The organism is Oleiphilus sp. HI0043, assembly GCF_001634935.1.
The window spans coordinates 1-5,158 of record NZ_LWEY01001115.1; the positions used below are offsets into that span (position 1 = coordinate 1).

At 46.6% G+C, this 5,158-nt stretch carries 4 protein-coding genes and 1 tRNA gene; all 5 read left to right on the top strand.

The features are described 5' to 3' along the window. Positions 1-375, top strand: a 375-nt coding sequence (locus A3729_RS12420; protein WP_068633934.1) for a GatB/YqeY domain-containing protein, incomplete at its 5' end; no start/stop codon positions are given. Positions 376-491: 116 nt separating this feature from the next. Continuing rightward, positions 492-2,207 carry a DNA primase gene (gene dnaG / locus A3729_RS12425; RefSeq protein WP_068553547.1) on the top strand — a complete coding sequence of 572 codons (1,716 nt, stop codon included), beginning with the start codon at positions 492-494 and terminating at the stop codon, positions 2,205-2,207. Positions 2,208-2,377: 170 nt separating this feature from the next. Next, a complete protein-coding gene (gene rpoD / locus A3729_RS12430) occupies positions 2,378-4,186 on the top strand; it encodes an RNA polymerase sigma factor RpoD (protein WP_068507063.1) in 1,809 nt (602 codons plus the stop codon). A gap of 99 nt (positions 4,187-4,285) precedes the next feature. After that, positions 4,286-4,362 (top strand) — tRNA-Ile (locus tag A3729_RS12435). A gap of 190 nt (positions 4,363-4,552) precedes the next feature. Then, positions 4,553-5,158, top strand: a 606-nt coding sequence (istA, locus tag A3729_RS12440) for an IS21 family transposase (RefSeq protein ID WP_156497925.1), incomplete at its 3' end; no start/stop codon positions are given.

Genomic DNA, 5,158 nt, shown 5'->3' on the forward strand with positions numbered 1-5,158 from the left:
ACTATCCGTTTAATTCTGGCTGAGTTTAAGCGTATCGAAGTTGATGAGCGTATAGAGTTAGATGATGCTCGTGTGCTTGCTGTGCTAGATAAAATGCTTAAACAGCGTCGAGATTCAATTAGTCAGTACGAAGCAGCAAGCCGCCAAGATCTTGCGGATGTAGAAGCTGGCGAAATCGCTGTGATTGAGACGTTTCTACCCGCGGCACTGACTGCCGAGGAAATTGATGCTTTGGTCGCCGAGGCAGTGGCGAGCTCTGGAGCAGAATCAGTTCGGGATATGGGCAAGGTGATGGCGGTGCTTAAGCCTCAGCTTCAAGGTCGAGCTGACGTCGGTAAGGTAAGCCAGATCGTTAAGCAGCGCTTAGCTAGCTAGACTTCAATTCCAATTATCTCTTGAACAGAGCGGGTCTACTACAAGGTAGTCATTTAGTCTTTGTTTCATGGCTTATGCTATATTATGCATCTTCATTGAGTAGTGTGTCGTAGCAGATGGCAGGATTAATCCCACAAGATTTTATAGAAGACCTCGTCGCGCGAGTGCCTATCGCCGAAGTTGTGGGTTCGCGCGTACAGCTTAAAAAAGCGGGTACTGCACTGAAGGCCTGTTGTCCTTTCCATCAAGAAAAAACACCCTCTTTTCACGTTAACGCTCAAAAGAACTTCTACCACTGCTTTGGTTGTGGCGCGAGTGGTAACAGTATTAACTTCCTGCGCGAACACGATAACCTGGATTTTAATGAAGCGGTTGAAGAGCTGGCGAAGATCGCTGGCATCGAGGTGCCGAGAGACGAAAAAGTCCAAAAGGTATACAGCCTTCAAGCAAAGTTGTGGGAAGCTTTAGAGTACGCAAATCTGAAATACAGGGATGCGCTAAAGTCTCATGCCAATAAATCGCGTGCTCAGGACTACCTGAAAAGGCGTGGCTTGTCGGACGAAGTGATTGAGCGCTTCGCTATCGGCTTTGCACCGGCCGAGCGGGATTTTCTGAGTGCTAAAGCCGCCCCAGAAACCTTAAAGTCACTCATTCAGACCAAAACCGTTCTCGATAAGTACGACAACCCCTTTGATCTATTTCAAGATCGCTTAATGTTCCCTATTCGAAATAGCCGCGGTAAGACTGTGGCTTTTGGGGGGCGAACCTTAGGGGACGACAAAGCTAAATACATCAACTCACCTGAATCGGAAGTTTTCCACAAAAGTAATGAGCTTTACGGTCTGTATGAAGCGAACCAGGCAACCCGACATCTTGATAAGTTGTTGGTAGTGGAAGGCTATATGGACGTTGTGGCGCTAGCGCAGTACGGTATTAACTATGCGGTAGCCACCTTAGGGACGGCGACAAATAGCGAAAACCTCTCTCACCTCTTACGACGGTGTAAGCACATTATTTTCTGTTTTGATGGCGATCGAGCCGGATTACAGGCTGCAAGAAAGGCAATGGAAAACGCCTTGCCTATATTTGAAGATGGGATGCAGCTGGATTTTTTGCTATTACCGGAAGGTGAGGACCCTGATACTCTAGTGAGGGGGGAAGGGAAAGATATGTTCGAAAAGCGAGTGCTTTCTGCTTATCCCTTATCGGAATTCATGCTTAAAATTTATTCAGAGGGCCTTGATCTTAGATCTGCCGAGCATAAGGGTTTGCTAAAAGAGCAGGCAGAAGCTCAGATAGAGAGGGTGAAGTCCTTTGTTCTGAAAAATGCGCTGACGCAAAAGCTAAATTCACTGATGTTTAAGCGTCGAGGGAAATTCAAGCAAGATGCAGCTAGTGATGGGCGGGAGCTGGTCGGCGCTAGGGTGATTCCTGACCCGGATACTAGCCTTTGTTTAGCGCTATATTACCAGCCAAGTCAGGCTGAAAATTATCTAAGTATGATCAGTGGGCACCAAGGGTTTCAGCAAACTCGTGACTTCGCAGAGTTTCTCTTTCTTCAAAAAATAGCAACGACTCAGTCTTTGTTGTTATTTCTGGCTACGGATGAAGTGGGTTATCGTGCTCAGTTCTCTAGCTTATTTGATCGCTTGGAATGGGTGCCCGACGCGAAGGAAATCCAGGACGTTGCGACTGACTTGCTGCAACGGCTGAAGAATAAACAAACCCAGAATGACGCCTTGAAAGCAACAAAATTCAATAAGCTTCCTAGTGAAATGAGCGAATCTGAAAAGCAAGCGCTAAGAGCTATTTCCCTAAGGAAATCTAAGTAAAAGGCCTTTTAGTATTCGAAACGGCCAAATTTATGAAAGTTATTCCAATTCAGACTTGAAAAATCTCATTTTGGATCCATATTGATTTGGTTGAAAAGCAAACTTTCTATATAATGGCCGACTATTTTTTGATCGGCCATCAGTAACGAATTCCAACTTATAGGATAGACATGTCAGGCAATTCACAACAGTCTCGTTTAAAAGATCTCATCGCCCGCGGTAAAGAACAAGGGTACCTGACTTACTCAGAAGTAAACGACCACCTTCCAGAAGATATTGCGGATCCGGATCAGGTTGAAGACATTATTCGCATGATCAACGACATGGGTATTCAGGTTGTTGAAGTTGCGCCTGATGCTGATTCATTGCTTATGTCAGATGGAGATTCAACAGACGAAGTGGCGGCGGCTGAAGCAGCTGCGGCACTGGCAGCAGTAGAAACCGAAGCAGGCAGAACAACTGACCCAGTACGTATGTATATGCGTGAAATGGGTACTGTAGAGCTACTAACGCGTGAAGGCGAAATTCGTATCGCCAAGCGTATCGAAGAAGGTGTTCGGGATGTGATGGCATCTTTGGCTCACTTTCCGGGTGTCGTTCAGGGTATCTTGGATCGATATGACACGACAGTGGAAGAAGAAGGCCGTCTAAGTGACATTATTTCAGGCTTTGTTGACCCAGAGACCGATGCGATTCCTGCACCGGCTCCTATAGTCGAAGCGAATAGTGCTGATTCCGACGACGATGACGAAGAAGAGGGCGAGAAAGGCCCTGATCCAGAAGAAGTGCGTGAGCGCATGGATGAACTTCGTGCTCAGCTAGCGGTAGCCTTAGCAGAAGAAGCAAAGCATACTCGTAGCAGTAAAGAAGCAGCTAAAGCTTATAATGAGCTAGGTAAACTGTTTGCACCGTTTAAATTGAGTGCCAAGCAGTTCGATGCCTTGATCGTTGAAGTTCGTACTACCAACGAAATCGTTAGGATTAATGAGCGTGCAGTTATGGCGCTTTGCTCCAGATATTGCGGTATGGATCGTAAAGAGTTCATCAAACGATTCCCGGGTAATGAAGCAAACCTACAGTGGATTGACGGCCTAATTGAAGAAAGTCACCCCTGTGCAGCGAAGCTAGAAGCGAACCGTGTTGAAATTACGCGTGCGCAAAGAAAGATCGCAGAAATGGCTAACATAACTGGCATGACCATCGCTGAAATTAAAGACGTCAACCGTCGTGTATCGATTGGTGAAGCAAAAGCGCGTCGTGCGAAAAAGGAAATGGTAGAAGCCAACCTTCGTTTGGTTATCTCCATCGCGAAGAAATATACCAACCGTGGCCTACAGTTCCTGGATCTTATTCAGGAAGGTAACATTGGCTTGATGAAAGCGGTAGATAAGTTCGAATATCGCCGTGGTTACAAGTTCTCGACTTACGCTACATGGTGGATTCGTCAGGCAATTACTCGTTCTATTGCTGACCAGGCACGTACGATCCGTATTCCGGTACACATGATCGAAACCATTAATAAATTGAACCGCATCTCACGCCAGATGCTTCAGGAAATGGGCCGCGAGCCAACACCTGAAGAGTTAGGTGAGCGCATGGATATGCCTGAAGACAAGGTACGTAAAGTCCTTAAGATTGCTAAAGAACCAATCTCAATGGAAACGCCTATTGGTGATGACGAAGATTCACACTTGGGTGACTTTATCGAAGATGGCCAGGCAGAATCGCCCGTTGATACGGCTACAGGCCAGGGCTTAAGAGAGTCTACACGTACGGTTCTTTCCGGACTAACTGCTAGAGAAGCAAAAGTACTACGTATGCGTTTTGGTATCGAAATGAACACAGACCATACTTTGGAAGAAGTAGGTAAGCAGTTCGACGTAACGCGTGAGCGTATCCGTCAGATCGAAGCGAAAGCGCTAAGAAAACTACGCCATCCAAGCCGCTCAGATCACCTAAGAAGCTTCCTGGACGAATAAGCATTTTCCTCTAGCATCTTCTTTCGGGGCGCATTATAATGCGCCCCGTATTGATCAAGAACTCTCTGGATCATCTCTTGGCTCAAAGCCAAAATCAGTGCCCCCTTAGCTCAGTTGGTTAGAGCACCCGACTCATAATCGGTAGGTCCCCTGTTCAAGTCAGGGAGGGGGCACCATTTTTCTTCTTTTATTTCAATTGGTTATTTTAGTAGCTGGCATGCTTGGAATAAGTTGTGCTACATCAGTGCTACATTGGCCTCATTGTTGATTTGCACCCAAAACTGACCCACTAAAGCCATATATTTGCATCGAATTTTGACCCACGTATAAACCTATCCCTGCTTCAGCAAAGCAGGAGAAAATGGAGTGATAGACGTGGCTCTACTAAGCGTAATTCGACGCTGGCATATTCGGGAGGGACAATCGATTCGATCGATTGCTCGGAAGACCGGATTGTCACGAAATACTGTTCGTAAATACCTCAATAATAGAAATTTAGACCCAAGCTACCCTGCAAGGAAGTCGCCGAGTAAGCTGGATGACTACGAGAAGACCTTAACCTGCTGGCTTCACCGTGAGGTGAAAAAGCATCGAAAGCAGCGTAAGTCAGTCAAGCAGCTATACCAGGATTTAGTACAACTGGGTTACACCGGTTCCTATGATCGTGTTGCTGCGTTTGCACGGCAGTGGCGACAAGAGCAACATGAAGCAAAGAGCACTGCCGCTAAGCGAGTCTATGTTCCACTGACTTTTGCACCAGGCGAAGCATTCCAGTTTGATTGGGGCGAAGATTTCGCCACGATCAATGGTCGGAAGTGCTGCCTTCAAGTTGCTTACTTCAAGCTAAGCAATAGTCGAGCTTTCTTCCTGCGAGCTTATTACAAACAAACGCACGAGATGCTGTTTGATGCACACAATCATGCATTTCGGGTCTTTGGTGGCGTGCCTGAACGCGGCATCTACGACAACATG

Bases quoted from the DNA above. Each gene is read 5' to 3' on its own strand.
- dnaG (WP_068553547.1), top strand. From the start codon at position 492: ATGGCAGGATTAATCCCACAAGATTTTATAGAAGACCTCGTCGCGCGA.
- rpoD (WP_068507063.1), top strand. From the start codon at position 2,378: ATGTCAGGCAATTCACAACAGTCTCGTTTAAAAGATCTCATCGCCCGC.